A 23,109-nucleotide genomic window follows, 5' to 3' on the forward strand; every position below is an offset into this window, starting at 1 on the left:
TTAAGCGGTTACAAAAAGTTTTTGGGATTATAAACTTAGGGGGAAATGAAAAATGGGAACAATCGTATGTCAAGATTGTGAAGGTACAATTGCACACTTCGAAGATGAGAAAGTAACGGTACTTTACGGGAAATGTGGATCTTGCGGATGTGATCACACAGAGCATACAAAAGCCCAATAATTGATAGGAAATGGACAGCTAAAAGTTTTTAGGACCATAAACTTAGGGGGAAATGAAAATGGGAACAATCGTATGCCAAGTATGTGAAGGAACAATCGGACATTTTGAAGATGAGAAAACGACGGTACTTTACGGAAAATGTGGAACAAATTGTGACTGTGCTAGAAAAGATAATGCGAAAGCTTAATGATAAATAAATAGATTACTATTAAAACTCAGGGGGAAATGAAAATGGGAACAATCGTATGCCAAGTATGTGAAGGAACAATTGGACATTTTGAAGATGAAAAATCAACAGTACTATACGGGAAATGTGGATCTCATTGCGAATGTGACCATAAAGAACATACAAAAGCTTAATAATAAGAAAAAGCGCCTACATGTGTAGGCGCTTTTTTAATAAATTGTAGTTGTATGACCAACTGTTGCAACGATTGCATCATCTCTAATTGGAATAAAGCTTATGGATGTCTGTGGTGTACTAGAAGAAGCATATTGGCTCATTATACGGCTATCGATACGGGTAATAGTATCGGTCAAGAAAGCTGAAATAAAAGCGTAAGGGACTCTTCGTTCATTTAATGAATAAATAATTTCTTCTTTTGTTTTTACGCCCACGCCATGTCCGTAAAAAAAGAAATTTCCTAAATAGATTGTGTTTTCTCCTTGCCACTCAATCGTAGCTGGATTCACTTGTGGGTTTTTAAAGTAAACGAGGTCACCTGGAACAAGATCGCCACCGTTTTTTGTTATGAGCCTTAGATCTTGATCGTAGTCCCATGTATAAAGTAAAAGATTTGCAAATAGACGATTGAAAGTTTCTTCCTCATACAATGATAGTAAAGCTTTATAAAAAATAATGATCATAGCGGTTGCGCATTCAGTTCCATATAGTTTTCCATTTTTAAAAATATCTTGTATGGCAATAGAAGATGGTATGTTTGGAAGAAGCTCGAATCCTCCAAGGGATGTTCTTTTCCAATACTGGGGGTTGCAAAAGGATTGTTGAAATGTGCGAAACTGAAATCCACTTTGAAAAAGCTCTAGTGCAGAGATAATAATATTAACTCGTAAATTGAGATCAAAGCTGAGTTCATCAGCTGTTCGGAAGGAATAAACTTCTTGATTTCCTGCCATTATTGATAAAATTTGTTGTTTCTCTGCTGCAAATGGCTCATATTCATTTGTAATATAAGGATGTACAATAGAACGGCCTATTACAATCATAATAGTATCCCCACCTATACGTTACATTCTTAAGTATCGTATGAAGAAAAGGAAAAAAGGTGAAAAAAAAGCCTATCAACTGATAGGCTTGTACTCTTTAATAACACGTAATGTTTGTAATGTCATATCTTCAGGACCTTGTACAGGTAAACCTGCTTCTAAGTTTTTCCGAATATACTCTAAGTTTTCTTGTGTAATAATTTCCCCCGGAGTAAAGATTGGAATCCCTGGCGGATAAACCATAACAAAATCAGCTATAATACGACCCGCTGCATTTTCAAATGGGATGACTTCTGTTTCCGAATAAAAAGCATCTCGAGGAGAAAGTGCTAGCACTGGAATTTCTGGAATCTCTACTTGTACTTGAACACCTTTATCTGCCCTATTTCTAAATGTTGCTGCTAAATCGTGTAAAGCTGCAATAAGTGTATTTGTATCACTTTCTGTATCTCCCAAAGTGATAAGACATAGTATGTTGTATAGATCTGAGAGTTCTACTTCAATGTTATATTGCTCTCTAAGCCATACTTCAGCTTGGTGGCCGGTAATACCTAAATCTTTTACAGATACAATTATCTTTGTAGGATCATAGTTAAAGGTAGCATCTGTACCTAACATTTCTTTTCCAGGACAGTAAAGATGCTCAATAGAATTTATAGCATCACGAACATGCTCAGCTAATTGTATTGTTTGTTCTATGAGTGCTGTTCCTTCTGTAGCAAGACGTTTTCTCGCAACATCAAGGGATGCTAACAAGATGTAAGAAGTTGATGTAGTTGTAAGCATACTAATAATAGATTGGACATGCTTTACATTCACTAAGCCTTCTTTCACATTAAGAATAGAACTTTGAGTTAAAGAGCCTCCTAATTTGTGAACACTTGTTGCTGCCATATCCGCACCAGCTTGCATCGCTGACATAGGTAATTCATCGTGAAAATGAATATGAACACCATGAGCCTCGTCGACTAGTACAGGGATGTCATAAGAATGTGCTAATTGTACAATCTGTTCTAAGTCTGCAGCAAACCCAAAGTACGTTGGGTTAATAACAAGTAAGCCCTTTGCATCTGAGTGCTCTTCAAGTGCTTTTTTGACAGATTGAATTGTGATTCCATGAGAAATACCGAGCTTCGGATCGATTTCAGGATGCATGAAAATCGGTTTTGCACCTGAGAAAATAATAGCTGACATTACTGATTTATGCACGTTTCGTGGTACTAGGATTTTGTCACCAGGACCGCAAACGCTCATCACCATTGTCATAATAGCGCCACTTGTACCTTGAATAGAAAAGAAAGTATGATCTGCACCGAATGCAGCGGCTGCTAAATCCTGTGCTTCTTTAATCATACCTTTTGGATGATGTAAATCATCGAGTGGCGCAATATTAATTAAATCAATTGCTAATGCATTATGCCCAATAAATTCGCGAAATGTAGGATCCATGCCCTGTCCTTTTTTATGACCAGGAATATGGAATTGAATTGGATTTCGCTTACTGTGCTCAACTAAAGCGGTAAACAATGGTGTTTCGTATTGGGACAATCTATACACCCCTTCTTCTTCATAATATTTAGTGTAATTTGTTTTATATAATCCTGCTCTAAAAAAGTGTAGCCTTTTTTAGAATAAGGCTTGTTTTTCTGCCATTCAAAAAATCGTTTTTGAGATGGTAGCTTCACTTTATTTTCTATAAAACAAAAGCATTATATCACCAATAATTATAGATGTATAGAAAAAAATGTTTTTAAGGTGAGTATGTTTAATAGTTAGCCTCAACTAATGAATAGAGGAAGACAATTCCATTAAAATGAATAAATAGTGTATAATGCAGAGTGGCTATAATGAAGAATAAAATATTCTCTTTAAGATAGCATAATGAAACAAGAAGAAATGATAAATGAGGTGCGAAATGGAATATCAATATCCGTTAGATTATGATTGGTCAAATGAGGAAATGGTTACAATTGTTAAGTTTTATGAAGCGATTGAGAAAGCTTATGAAAAAGGGATTATAAGAGAAGAGTTAATGGGTTTATATCGTCGTTTTAAAGAGATTGTTCCATCGAAAGCAGAAGAAAAGAAAATTGATAAAGAATTTCAAGAAGTAAGTGGATACTCTATATATCGTGCTATTCAAAGGGCAAAAGAAGTCGAAGAACAAAAGCTCGTAAAAATGTAAAAAATATTTTGAAAAATAAAAACTGAAGTGATATAATGTGATAACAACTAAAAACGGACAATATAAATTGTCCGTTTTCTACTATCGATTACACAGTGCATATAAAGGAAGGAGTGATTGCATCGTAGATTCAATCTTAGCAAGGAATTGTTCGTTGGTCATTGCTGAAAACTCCTCTGGTGATATATGAATACCAACTAATAATTCTGCTTTTTTTACAGTAGCTAATCGTTCAATCATCTTTTGTAAGTCTTCGGTTTCAAGTGTTTTATGTAATTTCACACTTGGTTTAGTATGGTCAATGGACCAAACGAAGTCATTTGGAATATTTGTTTTTAAATCATTTAAATGTTCTAAGAAGGCATGAGCCGTCTCAACTTTTTGTGGACACTCATAGATTAAACCAAAGTATATGAAGGCATGAGTACCCCATAAGCCGATTTGGAAATGCGGTAGCATTTTATATCCTCGTTTATTTGTTGAAAAAGCAACCCAAGTATCGTTTGGTGGATTGACTTTGCGGCGTGCGTGTTTTGCAACATGATAAAAAAAGTTCTCATCAGTTTGTTTGGATAAGTATTCTGCAAATTGTTCCCCTAAAGCTTCTAGCTTAGGATGAATGTTCGTTTTAATTGCACTCATTCGTTCTTCGAGACCATCAACTGTAAAGACATCAAAATCAGTTGACTTGAATGTTTGTATTGTCATGATTGTTCCTCCAACTCCTATTTTGCTTTTATTTTAGCATAGCTTGTACTATTCATAAAAAAAACAGCACAAAAAAATTTAAATAAAAAAATATAATTTTGTTGCATAGATGATTTATCCAACATAGTATAGTATAAAACAAAAAATCAGAAAATTGAATTAATTCTAGTCCGAGGGCAGACGAATATTGGGAGGAGGCAAATAATATGAGACAGGTGATTAATGCGTTAAAGAGAACAGATGCTGAAAAGAGAATACCGGTGCTACGTTTGGAGCTAGATTATGAATTAGCAACTTTATATGATGCGATGATGGAAGATGACAAACAGAAAAAAGAAGAGTGTGTACAAAAGTTAGAAGTGTTAAGACTTGAAATGATTCGTTTAGAGGCGTAATAATAGTATATGTATAAAAAATTAGTTGGTGCGAACCTTATAAAGGGTTCGTTTTTTCTGTGAACAGTATAGATCGGAGTGTTTAAACATGCAAGAAGTATGGAAAGACATTGATGCACACGCCAAACGGTGGATTCGGGATGCAGGAGAGCATTTAATGGCATCAATGAAAAAAGCACTTATTATAGAAACAAAATCAAATGCAGCTGACTTAGTTACAAATATGGACCGAGAGATAGAACAGTTTTTAATTGGGAAAATTAAAGAAACATTCCCGAATCATAATATTTTAGGAGAAGAGGGTTATGGAGACGAGATAACGTCTTCTGACGGGGTTGTTTGGTTAATTGATCCAATTGACGGCACGATGAACTTTGTTCATCAAAAAAGAAATTTTGCGATTTCAATTGGGATTTATGAGAACGGTATCGGAAAGATTGGACTTATATATGATCCAGTGCATGATGAACTATATCATGCAGTCAAGGGATATGGAGCTTTTTGTAATGATATATCAATTCCTCCACTGAAAAAAGGAACTGTAGAGCAAGGTATTGTAGCTTTAAATGCGATATGGCTTACAGATAATCCATTGCTTAATATGGAAAGTATGATGGCACTTGTTAAGAAAGCAAGAGGCACAAGATCATATGGCTGTGCAGCGTTAGAGATGGTATACGTTGCAACAGGAAGAATAGATGCATATGTAACGCCGAGATTATCACCATGGGATTTTGGCGGAGGAAAGATAATTGTAGAAGAAGTTGGAGGTAAGGTGACGACATTCTCTGGAGCGCCACTTTCTATCATAGAGAAGAGCAGTGTGTTAGTTGCAAAACCAGGAGTGTATGAAGAAGTGTTATCGTTTATATGAGAGCAACAAAAAAAGTAAGAGGCTGTGTATAAGCTTCTTACTTTTTAGCGTTATTGTGATTTGCGCATTTTTCTTTTTGTTACAAAACCGTATCCAACTGTAACAAATGTGCCGATAATGCAAATAATAATACCGATTGGACTATTTTCAGCAATCATAATGCCGATACCGATTAAGAAAATAACACCGATAATTGCAGTTAATAAAAAGCGATATTGAATGTGTTCCATTTCTTCACCCTCCAATCTCATTTTACTTTCACAAAAGTAAGAATACAACTATATTTTCATTCTTGCTTTTATTTTAATTGCTATTGTATCCCCTTCGCTCTTATAATAGAGAAGGATTAAAAAGACATTAGGAGTTGGACATGTTGAAAAAACGACAAGATTTACGTAATATAGCAATTATTGCCCACGTTGACCATGGTAAAACAACACTTGTTGACCAGTTATTACGTCAAGCGGGGACTTTCCGTGCGAACGAACACGTTGAAGAACGCGCAATGGATTCAAATGATCTAGAAAGAGAACGCGGTATTACAATTTTAGCGAAAAATACAGCGATTCACTATGAAGATAAAAGAATTAACATTTTAGATACACCTGGTCACGCTGACTTCGGTGGAGAAGTAGAACGTATCATGAAAATGGTTGATGGTGTTTTACTTGTTGTTGATGCATATGAAGGTTGTATGCCACAAACACGATTTGTTTTAAAGAAAGCTCTTGAGCAAAACTTAACTCCAATCGTAGTTGTAAACAAAATTGACCGTGACTTCGCTCGTCCAGATGAAGTAGTTGATGAAGTAATCGACTTATTCATTGAGCTTGGTGCAAACGAAGATCAATTAGAGTTCCCAGTTGTATTTGCATCAGCAATGAACGGAACAGCAAGCTTAGATTCAAACCCAGCAAATCAAGAAGAGAATATGAAATCATTATTCGATACAATTATCGAACATATTCCAGCACCAATTGATAACAGCGAAGAGCCACTTCAATTCCAAGTAGCACTTCTTGATTACAACGACTACGTTGGACGTATTGGAGTTGGTCGCGTATTCCGCGGTACAATGAAGGTTGGACAACAAGTTGCTTTAATGAAAGTAGACGGAAGCGTGAAGCAATTCCGCGTAACGAAATTATTCGGTTACATGGGATTAAAACGTCAAGAAATTGAAGAAGCAAAAGCAGGGGACTTAGTAGCCGTTTCTGGTATGGAAGACATTAACGTAGGTGAAACAGTATGTCCAGTTGAACATCAAGATGCGTTACCATTATTACGTATTGATGAGCCAACACTACAAATGACGTTCCTTGTAAATAACAGCCCATTTGCAGGTCGTGAAGGTAAATACATTACATCTCGTAAAATTGAAGAGCGTCTTCGTTCACAATTAGAAACAGATGTAAGTTTACGTGTAGATAATACAGATTCTCCTGATGCGTGGATCGTATCTGGACGTGGGGAACTACATTTATCTATCTTAATTGAAAACATGCGTCGTGAAGGTTATGAATTACAAGTATCTAAGCCAGAAGTAATCATTAAAGAAGTTGATGGCGTAAGATGTGAGCCTGTAGAGCGTGTACAAATCGATGTACCTGAAGAATACACTGGTTCTATTATGGAATCTATGGGTGCACGTAAAGGTGAAATGTTAGATATGGTGAATAACGGAAACGGTCAAGTTCGCCTTACTTTCATGGTTCCAGCACGTGGTTTAATTGGTTACACAACAGAATTCTTAACATTAACTCGTGGTTACGGTATTTTAAACCATACATTCGATTGCTACCAACCAGTACACGCTGGACAAGTTGGTGGACGTCGTCAAGGTGTTCTAGTTTCACTTGAAACAGGAAAAGCATCACAATACGGTATTATGCAAGTTGAAGACCGTGGTGTAATCTTCGTTGAACCAGGTACAGAAGTATATGCTGGTATGATTGTAGGAGAACACACTCGTGAGAATGACTTAACAGTTAACGTTGTGAAAATGAAACAACAAACTAACATTCGTTCTGCGACGAAAGATCAAACTTCAACAATGAAGAAACCACGCCTAATGACTTTAGAAGAATCATTAGAGTACTTAAACGATGACGAGTTCTGTGAAGTAACTCCAGAATCAATTCGTCTACGTAAAAAGATTCTTGATAAGAGTGAGCGCGAAAGAGCTGCTAAGAAAAAGAAATCTGTCGAAGCGTAAAAATAAAAAAACAACGCCCTTTATAAAGGGCGTTGTTTTTTTATTTTGTTTATTTTTTAGAATATTTACTCATTTTTGTGGACAGTATTTTTTTTGCGAGTTACTCTTGTATTAAGTGTATAAAGAAAATTGCATTTTACTGCTAGGGGGGAAGAGTGTGTTAGAAAGGATGTCTTTTTTTGCAAAATTGTGTAAGGTAGATGAAAATCCAGAGTTAGGAATGTGGTTACTTTATGGGACGATTATTATATTAAGTGCTCTCGTTTATAATTTAGGGTTTGCTAGAAAGTTGTCTGTACTAAAAAATATTGTGATATACATATCATTAGCAATTGGATGCACAGTATTAACCTTTTTTGCTGTGTTTTTACCTGTTGGAGAAGGACTTGTTGTAGCGGCAATTGTACTTGGAATTTATAGATTGCGTTTGCGTCAAGCGAAACAACAAAAAGCAGGATAAGGAAGGGGAGTTTTCATGCGTTCAGTACAAGATGCACTATATAATTGGTTAACAATTAAAACAGTTGCGGAAGCACGCCCAGATGATAGTGCTGCAAAAGAAACATATTTGTTATTTCAAAATATGATATATGAAGAACATAAATTAAGAAATGTGGAAGTCGAAAAGAACGAGGAAATGTATTTAATTACATATGAAATGAATGGAGAACGGAAATCTGCAAGGTTTCCGTTAGAAGCCATTGATTGTTTTTTGGATCAGATGAATCGTGAACCAGAAAAATATAAATAAGTCCTTATCTATATGAGTAAGGACTTATTTACATTTTACCAATCATCTTCGATTTTTTTATCACGATATAATCGGAAATTACCACTTGCATGACGTTCCATTGTACGCTCTGCAATTCGTTCCGAACATTCCATGCACATATATGTATGAATAGGGCGATTACGCAGTTTTTTTGCCATAGGATTTTCATCATCTAACATATCTTTTTTATCACAAATCATACATTTGACTCTCATTTCGTCACCTCAATACGAATTCTATCAGTATAAGTATATCATGGAAGTATAATGTTTTTGAATAATAGTGGGAAAAAATAATATTTTCGCAATTCAAAAAATAAGTTATGATAAGGATATACCAAGTATGTTTGGAGGTGAAAATATGGCGAATGTAGTAGAGCCTACCTTAACAGAGGATTTAGTACAAACGTTGCGTAAAGAGTGTATTGTTATGATAGCAACGACAGATTTCGAAAAGCAAGTTCCTAACGTAAGTGCTATTTCTTGGGTGTATGCAGTGAGTAAAACTAGTATTCGATTTGCAGTAGATCAACGTTCACGTATTGTGGAAAATATACGGCATAATACAGGTGTGGTATTGACTATAATGGCGAATGAATCCGTATTTTCTATAAGTGGTGCAGGTGAAATTTTGACAGATAGAATGGAAGGTATTTCTCTAAAATTAACTGTAATAGAAGTAAATGTGCAAGAAGTGCGTGATGTTATGTTTTATGGAGCGAAACTTGCAATTGAACCAACATATGAAAAAACATATGATCTTCGGGCAGCGAAAAAGCTGGATAATGAAGTGTTAGTAGGGATAAGAGAATTATAAAGATGCTAAATAGGAAATTCGTTTATTCACTTTTGTAATCGGTTATTGTGATTTAACGTTAATAATTATAATAAAAAGTAATATATTGAATAGAAATGAATAAAGAATAAATAAAAGGTTTAATGACTATGATTTTCGATTCTACCTCGTTTACACGGTACATATAATTATAACAATGGTTCGTCCATATTGTATGGATGAAACCCTTGTTCTACAAATTTAAAAGTGGAGTCAGGGGGTAACAGGTTGGATAAAATTTATGTGTTAGATACGAATGTACTTTTGCAGGATCCTTTATCTATTTTTTCATTTGAAACCAATGAAGTAGTGATTCCAGCAGTTGTATTAGAAGAGGTTGATTCGAAAAAACGTTATATGGATGAAGTAGGACGAAACGCTCGTTATGTATCTAAGTTAATAGATAAATTTCGTGAAATAGGAAAGCTGCATGAAAGTATCCCGCTAGAAAACGGCGGAACATTTCGTATTGAATTGAACCATCGTTCATTTGTTCAACTACAAGATATTTTTGTAGAAAAAACAAATGATAATCGAATTTTAGCTGTAGCAAAAAATCTATCTTTAGAAGAACAGGAAAAAGAGGACGGGAAGTCTGTTATTTTGGTAAGTAAAGATGTACTCGTAAGGGTAAAAGCTGATGCAATTGGTTTGAAGGCTGAAGATTATTTAAGTGATCGCGTAATTGAAGTAGAAAATATATATTCTGGCTTTTTAGAAGGATATATATCAAAAGAACAATTGGATTATTTTTATGAGAAAGGTGAATTGCCTCTATCTGAAATTGCGAATCATCCTTTTTACCCAAATCAGTTTGTAGTGATGAAAGATGCATTAGGGGGCTCTAGTTCTGCTCTTGGCATTGTGGATCACTTAGGTAAGAAGGTAAAGAAACTTATTTTTCACAATGAACAAGTGTGGGGGATACGACCACGAAATGTGCAGCAAATTATGGGATTAGAATTGTTGCTTCGTGAAGATATTCCGCTTGTAACGTTAACGGGGAAAGCCGGCACAGGAAAAACGTTACTTGCGTTAGCTTCGGGACTTATGCAAACAGAAGACTTAGGGTTATATAAAAAATTACTTGTGGCAAGACCAATTGTTCCAGTCGGAAAAGATATCGGTTATTTACCAGGAGAAAAAGAAGAAAAGTTAAGACCATGGATGCAGCCAATTTTTGATAACCTAGAGTATTTATTTAATACGAAAAAGCCAGGAGAGTTAGATGCTATTTTAGCTGGAATGGGTTCGATTGAAGTAGAAGCCCTTACTTATATACGCGGGAGAAGTATTCCAGATCAGTTCATTATCATTGACGAAGCACAAAATTTAACAAAGCATGAAGTGAAAACGATATTAACTAGGGTAGGGGAAAAGAGTAAGATTGTATTGATGGGAGATCCTCAGCAAATTGATCACCCATATTTAGATGAATATAATAATGGCTTAACATATGTTGTAGAGAAGTTTAAAGAACAGCGCATTAGTGGTCATGTGAAGTTTGTTAAAGGGGAGCGATCTAATTTAGCTCAACTAGCAGCAGATTTATTGTAAAAAGGAGTGAGCTTAAGCTCACTCCTTTTCTTTAAATAATTGTAAATTTACGGATGTTACGGATTGGATTTTGTTGATTAGATCCATCATTGAAATAGAGATGAACAGGCCCGTCTTCTTTTAATGGTTTTCCTTCTTTTGAAAAGCCTAGTATAGCATTTTTGACAGTTTCTAATGGAAGTGTCATTGTATGATCTACCGTTTCAATTTTAACTTGCGTAGCGTCCTCTAAAATTTCAGCGTTAGCAAGGAATGGATGAAATGGTATACCAAATGTTCCAGTAATCAGCTGTTCTTTTTTATATTTCTTCACACTTTGTTGTATTGGAGGAAAAGCGGCACCATCACGGATTTCGCGATCCCAATGTTCTGAAGTGTTTTTTAAATAAGTTTCTAGTTCAGACGTGTTTTCTCTAGTTTCATCAAAGTAAGTTGTCAAATCTACTTTTCGATCATCAAAGATCCAAACAGTTGGATCAATAGTGATTGGAAAACGTACTTTTCCGTTAATAAATAAAATTTCGCTCATTGTTGTTCCCCCATTTGTGTTATACTCCCACTTTTCAGTATAATAGTATTAGACACTGTTGTCACAAAAAATGTTTCTATTGCAATTTATTAAAACTATCGCTAATATTAATAGATAGGATAGAGGAGAGTAGGACGGAAACGGAGGGAATCAATTTGGCGTCTGAGACAGTAGCAAATCATCAGGAAAAGGCACTAGCCCTTCTACAAGCGGATGCAGAGAAGATTTTAAGACTTATTAAGGTGCAAATGGACCATCTTACAATGCCGCAATGTCCATTATATGAAGAAGTGTTAGACACACAAATGTTTGGACTATCCCGCGAGGTCGATTTTGCGGTTCGCCTTGGTCTTATTGCAGAAGAACAAGGGAAAGCAATGTTAGGTGAGCTCGAACGTGAGTTATCTGCACTTCATGAAGCATTTACAAACAAACAACAATAACGGGTTCAAATAAGGGGGCTCAAACTAAATTAGTTTGAGCTTTTTATTTGTATAATAAAGCAGGAAGAATCAATGTACATATGGAATACAACAATAATTAAATTGAAACAGAAAGAGGAAATGAAATGAAAAAAGTATGGAAATCAATGGATTATTCATTGTTACTTCCTCTTGTTATTTTATGTGTGCTGGGGGTAATAATGGTATATAGTTCGAGTTCCATTGTTGCGATTTCGAGATTTGATAAACCAGCAAATTTCTTTTTTAAAAGACAATTAATTACTTTAGTTGTTGGGACAATGGTATTAATAATTATTGCTACTATCCCATATAAAGTTTGGAGAAAACGAATTTTTTTGTTGGGGAGTTACGGTGCTAGTGTTGCCTTATTAGCTGCAGCTGCCTTTTTCACTAAGTCAGTAAACGGTGCAAACGGGTGGATATTTGGAATACAGCCTGCAGAATTTGTTAAGATAACAGTTATTCTCGTCTTAGCTCATTTTTTTGCGAAAAGACAAGAAACGAATACACCTGTTTTCAAAGGGTCAGGTCCAGTACTTATTGGTGTTGGAATAATCATGTTTTTAATATTAAAGCAAAATGATTTAGGTACTGATTTGTTAATTGCAGGAACAGTAGGAATTATGTTTCTTTGTTCGGGAGTACAGGTTAACTTATGGATTAAACGAATTGCTTTAACTTCTATAGTATGGATTCCGGCACTATATCTTCTTGGTAATTATGCATTAAATCCATATCAAAAGGCACGTTTTTCTGTTTTCCTTGATCCGTTTAATGATCCTCAAAAGGATGGGTTTCAATTAGTGAATTCATTTATTGGAATCGCTTCTGGAGGGCTTAATGGTAGAGGATTAGGGAATAGTGTACAAAAATATGGTTATTTACCAGAACCGCAAACGGATTTTATAATGGCAATTATATCTGAAGAACTTGGTTTTATAGGTGTAGCTATCATTTTAATCTGTTTATTACTTATTATTATTCGGTCATTTAGAGTTGCGCAAAAGTGTACAGATCCATTTGGAAGTTTAATAGCTATCGGAATTGCAAGCTTGTTTGGAGTTCAAACGTTTATCAATGTCGGTGGTATGTCTGGAGTAATACCACTTACAGGAGTACCATTACCGTTTGTTAGTTACGGCGGAAGTTCTTTATTAGCTAATCTACTTGCAATGGGAATACTACTCAATATTGCTAGTCACGTGAAACGACAAGAGAAACAACAGAATGGTCTAATGAAAGAAAGAGAACAAAATGGACCACATCTTGTAGTTGTAAAATAAAAACACATTGTGCTTTAGAGCATGATGTGTTTTTTATTTTTAAGTAGTTTTAAATATGATGTACTAATTTCTCTTTCAGTTAAAAAGATATATCACATTAACTTAAATGTGATATACAATTAAGTTGTTAGAAAAGGAAGAGGTATGCTATACTATTTTTGTGAAACAAATTGCACAGAAAACTTATCATTTGTTAGAAAATAAGGTATGATGGATAAAAATAAAGTGAAGCTTTCTAAGTATAATATAATGTGGAAAGTGAAGAACTTCACGCTTTTTAAGGTGTGTATATATTTTATCTCTAGAGTGGTAGGAAAGTAGAGGGGGAAAATCATGACAAAGCTGCAACGTATTCAAAAAGTATTGGTAGCTAACCGTGGAGAGATTGCAATTCGTGTGTTTCGAGCTTGTTCGGAACTTGGATTAAAAACAGTTGCAATCTATTCTAAAGAGGATAGTGGTTCTTATCATCGCTATAAAGCCGATGAGTCCTATTTAGTTGGGGAAGGAAAAAAACCAATTGATGCTTATCTAGATATTGAAGGCATTATTGAGATTGCAAAAAGTAATCATGTAGATGCAATCCACCCTGGATATGGTTTCTTGTCAGAAAATATTCAATTCGCTAAACGTTGTGAAGAAGAAGGAATTATCTTTATCGGTCCGAAAAGTAAGCATTTAGATATGTTTGGAGATAAAGTGAAAGCAAGAACACAAGCGCAGCTAGCACAAATTCCAGTTATACCTGGTAGTGATGGTCCAGTAAATTCATTAGAAGAAGTCGAAAAATTTGCTGAAAAGTATGATTACCCGATTATTATTAAAGCATCCCTTGGGGGTGGCGGTCGTGGTATGCGTATTGTGCGTACTAGTGAGGAATTAGGAGAATCATATAATCGAGCGAAATCAGAAGCGAAAGCAGCTTTTGGTAATGATGAAGTTTACGTCGAAAAATTCGTTGAAAAACCTAAACATATAGAAGTACAAATTTTAGCAGATGAAGAAGGCAATGTTGTTCATTTATACGAGCGTGACTGTTCTGTACAACGTCGTCATCAAAAAGTTGTAGAAATTGCACCGAGTGTATCACTTTCAGATGATCTGCGTCAGCGTATTTGTGATGCTGCTGTGAAGTTAACGAAAAATGTAAACTATTTAAATGCAGGAACAGTAGAATTCCTTGTAAAAGATGATGAGTTTTACTTTATTGAAGTAAATCCACGTGTTCAAGTAGAACATACGATTACAGAAATGATTACGGGAGTAGATATTGTTCAATCACAAATTTTAATAGCGGATGGACATTCATTACATAGCAAAATGGTAGGTGTTCCGAAGCAAGAGGAAGTAGTTGTACATGGATTTGCAATTCAATCTCGTGTAACAACTGAAGATCCGCTAAATAATTTTATGCCGGATACAGGAAAAATTATGGCGTATCGATCAGGTGGTGGTTTTGGTGTGCGTCTTGATACAGGGAATAGCTTCCAAGGTGCAGTTATTACACCGTACTACGATTCTTTACTTGTAAAAGTTACAACTTGGGCACTTACTTTTGAGCAAGCTGCTGCAAAAATGGAACGTAACTTAAAAGAATTCCGTATTCGTGGTATTAAAACAAATATTCCATTCCTAGAGAATGTAGTAAAGCATAAAAACTTCTTATCAGGAGAATATGATACTTCATTTATCGATGCGTCACCTGAATTGTTCTTGTTCCCGAAACGTAAAGACCGTGGAACGAAAATGTTAAATTACATTGGTACAGTAACAGTAAATGGTTTCCCAGGAGTAGGGAAAAAAGAAAAACCAATATTCCCAGATGCTCGTATTCCATGTTTAAAACATTCAGAGCCAATCCAAAATGGAACGAAACAAATTTTGGACGAGCGTGGAGCGGACGGATTAGTAAAATGGGTACAGGATCAAAAACGTGTACTTTTAACGGATACAACATTCCGTGATGCACACCAGTCATTACTTGCAACTCGTATTCGTACAAAAGATTTACATCAAATTGCGGAGCCAACAGCGAGAATGTTACCGAACCTATTCTCAGCGGAAATGTGGGGCGGTGCAACGTTTGATGTTGCGTATCGTTTCTTAAAAGAAGATCCATGGGAACGATTACTAGATCTTCGTGAAAAAATGCCGAACGTGTTATTCCAAATGTTACTTCGTTCTTCAAACGCAGTTGGATACAAAAACTATCCAGATAATTTAATTCAAAAATTTGTGGAATGTTCTGCTCAAGCAGGCATTGATGTATTCCGTATTTTTGATAGTTTAAACTGGGTGGAAGGCATGAGAGTTGCAATTGACGCTGTACGAGACACTGGTAAAATTGCAGAAGCAACAATGTGCTACACAGGGGATATTCATGATCCACTGCGTAGTAAATATGATTTAAATTATTATAAAAATTTAGCAAAAGAGTTAGAAGCATCAGGAGCTCACATTTTAGGTATTAAAGATATGGCGGGCTTACTAAAACCAAATGCAGCATATGATTTAGTTTCTGCATTAAAAGAGACAGTGTCGATTCCAATTCATCTGCACACGCACGATACGAGTGGAAATGGTATATTAACGTATACGAAGGCAATTGAAGCAGGTGTTGATATCGTCGATGTAGCAGTGAGTTCTATGGCTGGTCAAACGTCACAACCAAGTGCGAACACGCTATACTATGCGTTAGGCGGAAACGAAAGACAACCAGATGTTAATATAGATTCTTTAGAAAAACTATCTCACTATTGGGAAGATGTACGCAAATACTATGCACCGTTTGAAAGTGGTATGAATGCCCCTCATACAGAGGTATATATGCATGAAATGCCGGGTGGGCAGTATAGTAATCTTCAGCAACAAGCGAAGGCGGTTGGTTTAGGAGATCGCTTCGATGAAGTGAAAGTAATGTACCGCCGTGTGAATGACATGTTTGGAGATATTGTAAAAGTAACACCATCATCAAAAGTTGTTGGTGATATGGCATTATTTATGGTTCAAAACCATCTGACAGAACAAGATGTTTTAGAGCGTGGACATGCGATGGACTTCCCAGGGTCTGTTGTTGAAATGTTCTCTGGTGATTTAGGTCAACCGTACGGTGGTTTCCCGAAAGAATTACAAAAGATTATTTTAAAAGGGAAAGAGCCATTAACAGTAAGACCAGGTGAATTACTAGAGCCAGTAGATTTCGAAGCGTTAAAAGAAGAATTATTCCATAAACTTGGACGCGAAGTAACGATTTTTGATGTAGTAGCATATGCTTTATATCCAAAAGTATTTATGGATTATGAAAAAGTTGCTGAGCTTTATGGAAATGTATCTGTACTTGATACACCGACGTTCTTCTATGGTATGAGACTAGGTGAAGAAATTGATGTAGAAATTGAACAGGGTAAAACATTGATGGTTAAACTAGTATCAATTGGAGAACCTCAGCCGGATGGAAACCGTGTTCTTTACTTGGAATTTAACGGTCAACCACGTGAAATTATCGTGAAAGACGAGAGTGTAAAAGCAACAGTTGCACAACGTGTGAAAGGAAACCGTGAGAATCCAAATCATATTAGTGCAACGATGCCAGGAACGGTAATTAAAGTAGTTGTAAAAGAAGGCGACGAAGTGAAAAAAGGCGATTCTATGGCAATTACAGAAGCGATGAAAATGGAAACGACAGTTCAAGCGCCGTTCAATGGTAAAGTGAAGAAAGTATATGTTAACGATGGTGATGCGATTCAAACGGGTGATTTACTTATTGAATTAGATCACTAAAATAAGAAAAGAGCTGTGTAAATACAGCTCTTTTTTTATTGCAAAAAATCCCTTGCCGAATTGGCAAGGGATTTTAGTTTTAAATTATTTTGTTTGTTTAGAAGTTGATTCGGCTTCTTTGGCATTCACTTTACTTCTTGTTCCTAGCATAACTAAATAGCATAGTACGGCAAACAAGCAAGAAATGAATAGAGAATGTAACAATGCCATTGCTAAACTAGCGTTTGTAAATACAACTAAAACTCCTACTACAGCTTGAAGTGTAACAAGGATAAATGAAATAATCCATCCCCAATATACTACAGATTGCTGCTTGTAATGGCGAATAGCGAGAATCATCGCGTATAGTATCCAAGCGAAAATTAACATCGCTGCAACTCTATGGCCCATTTGAACCCATTCATGTAGTTGAGTTGGCATAGGTCTGTTTTTGCTACATAAAGGAAAGTCTGGACAGGCTAAGCTAGCTCGTTCGTGACGTACTAAAGCACCTGTGTAGACGACGATATAACTGTAAATTGTTACACCATAAATATGAAATTTCATTTTTTTGTCCATAATAAGTGAACGTGCATCAAATTTTTGGTCAATTTCAAAGATAAGACACGTTAATAAAATGACAGAAGCAAATGAAATTAAGGAAATACCGAAATGGATAGCAAGTACAGCTGGCATTTGTCCCCAAACAACTGCTGCTGCTCCCATTAATGCTTGTGCAACTAAAAATACGAAGGATAAAATTGCTAACGTTTTTGTTTCACGCACATGTTTATAATATTTCCAGGACAAAATACAAAGTAGAGTGACAAGAATTCCAGCTGATCCTGATGTTAATCGGTGGCTAAGTTCAATAATAGTTTCCATTGATAAATTAGATGGAACAAATTCACCGTTACAAAGTGGCCATGATTTACCACAACCTTGACCAGAACCTGTTTTTGTAACTAAAGCGCCTCCTAATAAAACTATTAATAAATCAAGGCTTGTAATGACTGCTAACCATTTAATAAAGCGTTGCAATCTCTTTCACCATCTTTCTGCTATGAAGTTATTGCGAAATATTTTCATTCCATTATGTATAGAATAAAACGCGCTAGTTCCTATGATATATAAAAAATAATAAAATAGCAAAGAAATGGAGGGGGAAGGAAAGGGAGAGAAAATAGGTGTAAAAACAGGGTTCGCAAGGAAAATTTTGGGTGAAAAATAGGCTATTTTGAAAAGAAATGGGGAGAATACGTGTTAAATAGGACAAAATAGTTTATTATAGAAGGTAACATCATGTTATGATAAGGACAAGTCAGAATGAAGTTTTTTATATTCGACACAAAAAGTTCATGTTTTCTTCACAAAATGTTCGGGAAATATGATTTAATATATTGGAGTATGGGCGTAGATTAGTAGTAGAATGGGTTAACAATGTTTCTACTGTAATAATATTGCTATATAGAAGCGAATTATTTCATTTGAAATAGGCGCAAAAAGAAAGATGAAAGTTTTAAGAGGGGGTTAGAGTGATGAACCATGCAACAAGTGAGCTGCATGATGAGTCCGCTGTTACAAGTGTACCGGAAACAACTCGGTTACAAGATTTAAAAGCACTCGTTAAAATGGGGATTGTAAACTCAAATACACTTACTGTATTTACAGGATTTTGGTTGGCATTACACTTTAATGGATTAAGTGTAATGGATAATCTGGATAAGTTATTCTTTACAATCGTTGGTTCAGGATTAATTATGGCAGGGGTATGTTGTTTAAACAACTACATTGATCGAGACATCGATCCATTAATGGAAAGAACAAAGACCCGTCCAACGGTTACTGGAAAGTATAAACCAGGATTTGCACTTACATTTGGACTAGTCATATTACTTCTTGGTTTTGTATTTTTATTATTAACAACACCAATGGCAGTCTTAATGGGATTTATTGGTGCTTTCACATATGTTGTTCTATATAGTTTATGGACAAAGAGAAAGTATACACTAAATACTGTTGTAGGTAGTATATCTGGTGCAGTTCCTCCTTTAATTGGATGGGCAGCAATCGATCCATCTTTAGGCCATCCAATTGCTTGGATGTTATTTTTAATTATGTTTATTTGGCAAATCCCACATTTCCTTGCATTAGCAATGAAACGTGTTGATGAATATCGAAATGCAGGAATTCCAATGCTTCCTGTAGTTCATGGATTTGAAATTACGAAACGCCAAATTATGATTTGGACAGTATGTTTATTACCACTACCATTTTATATGAGTGGACTAGGGATAACATTTATGGTAATTGCAACACTGCTTAACATCGGATGGATCGTTTTAGGATTTTATGGCTTCCGTAAGAAAGATGACATCAAATGGTCCGTGCAAATGTTTGTTTATTCCCTAAATTATTTAACAATCTTATTTGTATCAATGATTGTAGTTACATTCTTCTAAGACAACGACATAATTGGATTTCTTTACGTTGAGATTTACTTTACTTAACTATAAAGTACAATCTAATTCACAAGGAAAGTGGGGGTTGTTTGTATGAAGAAACAGTGGCGACTGCTTTCGTTCGTTTCACTGCTGGCTTTACTGTTAGGGGGATGCGGTAAAGCCTTTCAATCTACTTTAATTCCGCAAGGAGAAGTAGCAAAAATGCAATATGATTTACTTCTACTGGCGAGTGCAATCATGGTAGGAGTAGTACTAGTAGTTACTATTATTTTCTTATATGTAATTGTGCGTTTCCGACAAAAGAAAGGTCAGGAAGATTATATTCCAGAGCAAGTTGAAGGGAATCACAAGCTAGAAATTATATGGACAGTTATTCCGATTATTCTTTTACTAATCTTAGCTGTTCCAACAGTTACATATACATTCAAACTTGCTGATGTAAGTGCGATGGAGAAAAAGAATATTGATAAAGATACTATCGTTGTTGATGTAACAGCGAATCTTTATTGGTGGGAATTTTCTTATAAATCAGAAAAGATAGTAACTTCGCAAGATTTGGTCATCCCCACAGGTAAGAAAGTGTATTTAAATTTGAAGGGTGCCGATATTAAACACTCATTTTGGGTTCCATCTTTAGCAGGGAAAATGGATACAAATACAGACAATGTGAACAAAATGTGGTTAAAGGCAGATAAATCGGGCACTTATAATGGTTTTTGTACAGAATTTTGCGGCCCATCACATTCTTTAATGCAATTTAAAGTGAAAGCTTTAGATGAAAGCGAGTACAAAAAATGGCTTGCTGATATGAAGAAGATTGATGGGAAGAAAGAAGTAGCTTCAACAAAGGCGCAAGAGGGCCAAGAAATATTTAATAAAAGCTGTATTGGTTGTCACGCAGTTGGATCTAATGATAGTAGACCACCTTCCGCTCGTATCGCACCAAACTTAGCAAACTTTGCGGATCGCGATATGGTTGCCGGTATTGCCGAAAACAATGAAGAAAACTTAAAAAAATGGCTGAAAGATCCTGAAAATATGAAGCCAGGAAACAAAATGACTGGCAAATATGGCAACTTAACGGATGATCAAATTGATGCATTAAATGCATACTTACAAACGTTAAAAGTTGAAAAGTAAAGAGGGACTATTCGCGAAGGGGAGGTTGAAAACGTGAGTTCTGTAGCAAAAAAACAGGGGATGGGTGCTGTCATATGGGATTATTTAACGACAGTAGACCATAAAAAGATTGCCATTCTCTATTTAATTGCAGGTGGATTGTTTTTTGTAATAGGCGGAATAGAAGCTCTATTTATTCGCCTTCAATTAGCGATTCCTAACAACGCTTTTCTTGTTGGGGATGCTTATAATCAAGTATTAACGATGCACGGTACAACAATGATTTTCCTCGCAGCTATGCCACTCGTGTTTGCATTTATGAACGCCGCTGTACCACTTCAAATTGGTGCACGTGATGTAGCGTTCCCGTTTTTGAATTCACTCGGATTTTGGTTATTTTTCTTTGGTGGAGTATTTTTAAATTTAAGTTGGTTTTTAGGTGGAGCACCTGATGCAGGATGGACATCTTATGCATCTTTAGCTTTAGCCTCTAAAGGTCATGGTGTTGATTTCTATGTACTCGGCTTGCAAATCTCAGGTATTGGTACACTAATTGGAGGAATTAACTTCCTTGTAACCATTATTAATATGCGCGCTCCAGGAATGACGTATATGCGTATGCCGATGTTTACATGGACAACATTTGTAACATCTTCGCTTATATTATTCGCTTTTCCGCCGTTAACTGTAGGATTAGGACTTTTAATGTTAGATCGTTTATTTGGAACAAGTTTCTTTAATCCGGCATTGGGCGGGAATACAATTATATGGGAGCATTTATTCTGGATTTTCGGTCATCCAGAAGTATACATTCTTATACTCCCAGCTTTCGGAATATTCTCAGAAATCTTCGCAACATTTTCGAAAAAACGATTGTTTGGTTATTCATCGATGGTGTTTGCGACTGTATTAATTGGATTTTTAGGATTTATGGTATGGGCGCACCATATGTTTACTGTTGGACTTGGTCCAGTTGCTAATGCTATTTTCTCAGTTGCAACAATGGCGATTGCGGTTCCGACTGGTATCAAAATATTCAACTGGCTCTTTACAATGTGGGGCGGAAGTATTCGTTTTACGACACCAATGATGTGGGCAGTAGCTTTCATTCCATCATTCGTAATGGGTGGAGTTACAGGGGTTATGCTAGCATCTGCACCAGCTGATTATCAATTTCATGATAACTATTTCGTAGTAGCACATTTTCATTATGTAATCGTTGGCGGTGTTGTATTTGGTTTACTTGCAGGAGCTCATTATTATTGGCCACTGATGTTTAATAAAGTATTAAATGAAACATTAGGAAAGATAACGTTTTGGCTATTCTTTATCGGCTTCCATTTAACTTTCTTTATTCAGCATTTCCTTGGCTTGATTGGTATGCCACGCCGTTACTACACATATCTTGAAGGGCAAGGGTTGGAAATGGGGAATATGATTAGTTCCATCGGAGCGGTGTTTATGGCTCTTGGAACGATTGTTCTTCTATTCAATGTAATTAAAACGACAGTATCAAAAGAAAAAGCTGGTCGTGATCCGTGGGATGCACGTACATTAGAATGGACAATGCCAGCACCGACACCAGAATATAACTTTAAACAATTACCATTTGTTCGCGGATTAGATCCGTTTTGGATTGAAAAACGTGAAGGTAATAAAGAAATGACAGCAGCGGAACCAGTTGGTGATATTCATATGCCAAATCCTTCGTTTTCACCATTTGTCATTTCTTTCGGATTGTTTATAGCGGCATTTGGTGCGATGTATATGCAGGGCGGAAAAGATAAGTTCTGGTTATTAGTAGCAATTATTGGTTTAATCATTACATTTGGCACAATGTTCCTACGTTCAGTAATTGATGATCATGGGTATCATATTCATAAAGAAGATTTAGAGGATAAGGGGGGCAAGGCATAATGCATGTAGATGAAAAATTAACGAATGAAACATTTCCAGCAGAGCCTGAAAAAGCAACCCTTGAAGGGAAAAATAAGTTTGTCGGTTTTTGGTTATTTCTTGGAGGCGAAACAGTGTTGTTCGCTTCCTTATTCGGAACATATTTAGCGTTAAAGAATTCTACAAATGGTGGACCAACATCTCAAGAGATGTTCCAAATGCCACTCGTTTTCATTATGACGATGCTTTTATTAACGAGTAGCTTAACGAGTGTATATGCGATGTATCACATGAAAAACTTTAACTTTAAGAAAATGCAGCTTTGGTTACTAGTAACAGTATTGCTAGGTTTAGGGTTTTTAGGATTTGAGATATATGAGTTTTATCATTATACACATGAATTTAAGCATACTATGAGAAGTAGTGCCTTTGGCTCTGCGTTTTATGCTCTTGTTGGTACACATGGACTCCACGTATTGTTTGGGTTATGTTGGATTTTAACATTAATCTTTAGAAATGCGAAGAGAGGTCTAAATTTATACAATGCACCGAAGTTTTATGTTGCATCGATTTATTGGCACTTTATTGACGTAGTTTGGGTGTTTATTTTCACTGTAGTATATTTAATGGGAATGGTGGGATAAAC

General features: G+C 35.8%; 25 protein-coding genes. 18 read left to right on the top strand and 7 right to left on the bottom strand.

What is annotated here, in order from left to right; all coding sequences use genetic code 11:
• The first annotated feature begins 52 nt into the window (after positions 1-52).
• The 3 genes from ACQGSG_RS02685 to ACQGSG_RS02695 are packed head-to-tail and all read left to right on the top strand — an operon-like array spanning position 53 to position 541.
• Positions 53-181: a GapA-binding peptide SR1P gene (locus ACQGSG_RS02685; RefSeq protein ID WP_000536778.1), complete on the top strand. Its 129-nt coding sequence runs from the start codon at positions 53-55 to the stop codon at positions 179-181.
• A gap of 58 nt (positions 182-239) precedes the next feature.
• The gene (locus tag ACQGSG_RS02690) at positions 240-368 is read left to right on the top strand and encodes a GapA-binding peptide SR1P (protein ID WP_000536803.1); all 129 of its coding nucleotides are present in this window, start codon (positions 240-242) and stop codon (positions 366-368) included.
• Between the two features lie 44 nt (positions 369-412).
• Complete coding sequence (locus ACQGSG_RS02695; protein ID WP_000536796.1) at positions 413-541, top strand: GapA-binding peptide SR1P; 129 nt, start codon at positions 413-415, stop codon at positions 539-541.
• A gap of 36 nt (positions 542-577) precedes the next feature.
• Here the strand turns inward: ACQGSG_RS02695 and ACQGSG_RS02700 are convergent, their stop codons facing one another.
• Together ACQGSG_RS02700 and speA are read right to left on the bottom strand one after the other, a co-directional pair.
• Complete coding sequence (locus ACQGSG_RS02700) at positions 578-1,408, bottom strand: protein-glutamine gamma-glutamyltransferase (protein WP_000635342.1); 831 nt, start codon at positions 1,406-1,408, stop codon at positions 578-580.
• Between the two features lie 75 nt (positions 1,409-1,483).
• Entirely contained in the window at positions 1,484-2,956 is a 1,473-nt protein-coding gene (gene speA / locus ACQGSG_RS02705; RefSeq protein ID WP_000084898.1) for an arginine decarboxylase, read from the bottom strand.
• Between the two features lie 367 nt (positions 2,957-3,323).
• Here speA and ACQGSG_RS02710 point away from each other — a divergent pair, with 367 nt between their 5' ends.
• Complete coding sequence (locus ACQGSG_RS02710; RefSeq protein WP_000456552.1) at positions 3,324-3,593, top strand: UPF0223 family protein; 270 nt, start codon at positions 3,324-3,326, stop codon at positions 3,591-3,593.
• An 81-nt stretch (positions 3,594-3,674) separates the two neighbouring features.
• On the opposite strand, the gene ACQGSG_RS02715 is transcribed toward ACQGSG_RS02710, so the two are convergent.
• Complete coding sequence (locus ACQGSG_RS02715; RefSeq protein ID WP_000155317.1) at positions 3,675-4,301, bottom strand: YktB family protein; 627 nt, start codon at positions 4,299-4,301, stop codon at positions 3,675-3,677.
• A gap of 206 nt (positions 4,302-4,507) precedes the next feature.
• Between ACQGSG_RS02715 and ACQGSG_RS02720 the strand changes: the two genes are divergently transcribed.
• The gene (locus tag ACQGSG_RS02720; protein ID WP_001250164.1) at positions 4,508-4,696 is read left to right on the top strand and encodes a hypothetical protein; all 189 of its coding nucleotides are present in this window, start codon (positions 4,508-4,510) and stop codon (positions 4,694-4,696) included.
• Between the two features lie 88 nt (positions 4,697-4,784).
• Positions 4,785-5,570: an inositol monophosphatase family protein gene (locus tag ACQGSG_RS02725; RefSeq protein WP_001158704.1), complete on the top strand. Its 786-nt coding sequence runs from the start codon at positions 4,785-4,787 to the stop codon at positions 5,568-5,570.
• A gap of 50 nt (positions 5,571-5,620) precedes the next feature.
• Here the strand turns inward: ACQGSG_RS02725 and ACQGSG_RS02730 are convergent, their stop codons facing one another.
• Complete coding sequence (locus tag ACQGSG_RS02730) at positions 5,621-5,800, bottom strand: DUF5325 family protein (RefSeq protein WP_000400127.1); 180 nt, start codon at positions 5,798-5,800, stop codon at positions 5,621-5,623.
• A gap of 140 nt (positions 5,801-5,940) precedes the next feature.
• On the opposite strand from ACQGSG_RS02730, the gene typA reads away from it, so the two are divergent.
• The 3 genes from typA to ACQGSG_RS02745 all read left to right on the top strand — a co-directional run bounded on the left by typA (position 5,941) and on the right by ACQGSG_RS02745 (position 8,536).
• Positions 5,941-7,785: a translational GTPase TypA gene (typA, locus tag ACQGSG_RS02735; RefSeq protein WP_000914762.1), complete on the top strand. Its 1,845-nt coding sequence runs from the start codon at positions 5,941-5,943 to the stop codon at positions 7,783-7,785.
• A gap of 157 nt (positions 7,786-7,942) precedes the next feature.
• Positions 7,943-8,245: a YlaH-like family protein gene (locus ACQGSG_RS02740; RefSeq protein ID WP_000893662.1), complete on the top strand. Its 303-nt coding sequence runs from the start codon at positions 7,943-7,945 to the stop codon at positions 8,243-8,245.
• Between the two features lie 15 nt (positions 8,246-8,260).
• Positions 8,261-8,536: a hypothetical protein gene (locus ACQGSG_RS02745; protein WP_001258147.1), complete on the top strand. Its 276-nt coding sequence runs from the start codon at positions 8,261-8,263 to the stop codon at positions 8,534-8,536.
• Between the two features lie 35 nt (positions 8,537-8,571).
• Here ACQGSG_RS02745 and ACQGSG_RS02750 read toward each other — a convergent pair whose 3' ends face one another.
• Positions 8,572-8,772: a YlaI family protein gene (locus ACQGSG_RS02750; RefSeq protein WP_002082250.1), complete on the bottom strand. Its 201-nt coding sequence runs from the start codon at positions 8,770-8,772 to the stop codon at positions 8,572-8,574.
• Positions 8,773-8,917: 145 nt separating this feature from the next.
• Between ACQGSG_RS02750 and ACQGSG_RS02755 the strand changes: the two genes are divergently transcribed.
• Positions 8,918-9,373, top strand: coding sequence for a pyridoxamine 5'-phosphate oxidase family protein (locus tag ACQGSG_RS02755; RefSeq protein ID WP_000024597.1), 456 nt, complete (start codon positions 8,918-8,920; stop codon positions 9,371-9,373).
• Positions 9,374-9,619: 246 nt separating this feature from the next.
• On the top strand, positions 9,620-10,948 hold the full coding sequence (locus tag ACQGSG_RS02760; protein ID WP_000358083.1) for a PhoH family protein: 1,329 nt from the start codon (positions 9,620-9,622) through the stop codon (positions 10,946-10,948).
• 31 nt (positions 10,949-10,979) lie between these two features.
• Here the strand turns inward: ACQGSG_RS02760 and ACQGSG_RS02765 are convergent, their stop codons facing one another.
• The gene (locus ACQGSG_RS02765) at positions 10,980-11,477 is read right to left on the bottom strand and encodes a hypothetical protein (RefSeq protein ID WP_001289811.1); all 498 of its coding nucleotides are present in this window, start codon (positions 11,475-11,477) and stop codon (positions 10,980-10,982) included.
• Positions 11,478-11,632: 155 nt separating this feature from the next.
• On the opposite strand from ACQGSG_RS02765, the gene ACQGSG_RS02770 reads away from it, so the two are divergent.
• From ACQGSG_RS02770 to pyc, 3 genes are all read left to right on the top strand, one after another.
• Positions 11,633-11,920 carry a YlaN family protein gene (locus ACQGSG_RS02770; RefSeq protein ID WP_000135694.1) on the top strand — a complete coding sequence of 96 codons (288 nt, stop codon included), beginning with the start codon at positions 11,633-11,635 and terminating at the stop codon, positions 11,918-11,920.
• A 125-nt stretch (positions 11,921-12,045) separates the two neighbouring features.
• Entirely contained in the window at positions 12,046-13,224 is a 1,179-nt protein-coding gene (locus ACQGSG_RS02775; RefSeq protein ID WP_000758406.1) for an FtsW/RodA/SpoVE family cell cycle protein, read from the top strand.
• A gap of 333 nt (positions 13,225-13,557) precedes the next feature.
• Complete coding sequence (gene pyc / locus ACQGSG_RS02780; protein ID WP_000164087.1) at positions 13,558-17,004, top strand: pyruvate carboxylase; 3,447 nt, start codon at positions 13,558-13,560, stop codon at positions 17,002-17,004.
• An 84-nt stretch (positions 17,005-17,088) separates the two neighbouring features.
• On the opposite strand, the gene ctaA is transcribed toward pyc, so the two are convergent.
• On the bottom strand, positions 17,089-18,024 hold the full coding sequence (ctaA, locus tag ACQGSG_RS02785; RefSeq protein WP_001188747.1) for a heme A synthase: 936 nt from the start codon (positions 18,022-18,024) through the stop codon (positions 17,089-17,091).
• Positions 18,025-18,521: 497 nt separating this feature from the next.
• Between ctaA and ctaB the strand changes: the two genes are divergently transcribed.
• From ctaB to ctaE, 4 genes are all read left to right on the top strand, one after another.
• A complete protein-coding gene (ctaB, locus tag ACQGSG_RS02790; protein ID WP_001015056.1) occupies positions 18,522-19,445 on the top strand; it encodes a protoheme IX farnesyltransferase in 924 nt (307 codons plus the stop codon).
• Positions 19,446-19,538: 93 nt separating this feature from the next.
• Positions 19,539-20,588: a cytochrome c oxidase subunit II gene (gene coxB / locus ACQGSG_RS02795; RefSeq protein WP_000745268.1), complete on the top strand. Its 1,050-nt coding sequence runs from the start codon at positions 19,539-19,541 to the stop codon at positions 20,586-20,588.
• Positions 20,589-20,648: 60 nt separating this feature from the next.
• Complete coding sequence (gene ctaD / locus ACQGSG_RS02800; protein WP_153578907.1) at positions 20,649-22,484, top strand: cytochrome c oxidase subunit I; 1,836 nt, start codon at positions 20,649-20,651, stop codon at positions 22,482-22,484.
• Positions 22,484-23,107 (top strand): cytochrome c oxidase subunit III, encoded by a 624-nt coding sequence (gene ctaE, locus ACQGSG_RS02805; RefSeq protein WP_000557861.1) that lies wholly within the window; start codon positions 22,484-22,486, stop codon positions 23,105-23,107. The genes ctaD and ctaE overlap by 1 nt, the downstream gene beginning before the upstream one ends.
• Positions 23,108-23,109: the final 2 nt, after the last annotated feature.

Origin of the sequence: Bacillus sp. GMa5/1, from assembly GCF_050172015.1 — a bacterium.
In the GTDB taxonomy this organism is placed as follows: domain Bacteria; phylum Bacillota; class Bacilli; order Bacillales; family Bacillaceae_G; genus Bacillus_A; species Bacillus_A cereus.